At 39.6% G+C, this 346-nt stretch carries 1 protein-coding gene; it reads left to right on the forward strand.

Annotated features, from left to right (window positions below; all coding sequences use genetic code 11):
• Positions 1-244 (forward strand): hypothetical protein (locus ACM615_RS24100; protein ID WP_431012662.1); only part of this gene is annotated, 244 nt, incomplete at its 5' end.
• Positions 245-346 lie beyond the last annotated feature (102 nt).

Here is a 346-nt window from a genome sequence, read left to right on the forward strand (position 1 = left end):
TCTCGTTCCTCTGATCCCCAACCTGTCTGTGTGTGTGTGCTTTAAAGCTGCAGTGCTACCTGAGCAGATTATATACAATCTCTGTGCTGTTTACTGTTGTTTTATCGAGACTGCCATGGTTCAGAAGCTCACACTGAAGGAAACAAAGCCCAGTGTCACACCGAGTCAGACTTTAATGCTGCTATTAGTGTTTCTAGACGGTGGGGAGCAATTAAAAAATGTTGTTTGGTTTATTCTAATCTGAGTTTCCTTCAGTGGTGCAAAGCTATTCAGTAGATTTTTCATATACTCCACTTAAGCTCAATTTTTTTTACTTAATATTATTCCACCACATGTAAGGAGAAAC

The sequence above is a fragment of the Rahnella sp. PAMC25617 genome, from assembly GCF_050606005.1.
In the GTDB taxonomy this organism is placed as follows: domain Bacteria; phylum Pseudomonadota; class Gammaproteobacteria; order Enterobacterales; family Enterobacteriaceae; genus Rahnella; species Rahnella variigena.